The sequence below is a fragment of the Micromonospora sp. DT201 genome, from assembly GCF_049841575.1.
Classification (GTDB): Bacteria; Actinomycetota; Actinomycetes; order Mycobacteriales; family Micromonosporaceae; genus Micromonospora.
This window is the reverse complement of record NZ_JBNCKP010000107.1, coordinates 1-260: the sequence shown is the minus strand read 5'-3', so window position 1 is coordinate 260 and position 260 is coordinate 1. Positions and strand designations below refer to the sequence as shown.

At 64.2% G+C, this 260-nt stretch carries 1 protein-coding gene; it reads right to left on the bottom strand.

The genetic code is table 11. The annotated features are described in order from the left end of the window. On the bottom strand, positions 1-216 hold a 216-nt coding region (locus ACLQ28_RS34620), incomplete at its 3' end, for a transposase (RefSeq protein ID WP_425690465.1). Between the last annotated feature and the right edge of the window lie 44 nt (positions 217-260).

Genomic DNA, 260 nt, shown 5'->3' with positions numbered 1-260 from the left:
CTCGGCCGAGTCACTGCCGCTGACACCCGGTCTGGTCCCCGCGTCAACATCGGCCTGGCGCAGCCACTTGAACAACGTCATCGGATGGACCCCGAAGTCCTTCGCGATCTGCTCGACCGACACGCCCGGGTCACGGTCACGGGCCACCCGCACAACATCATCGCGGAACTCACGAGGGTAAGGCTTCGGCACAGCAACATCCTTCCAGCCCGCCACCAGGGCAAGCCATCTCAGATGTCACCTATCGGTGCAGCAGACCC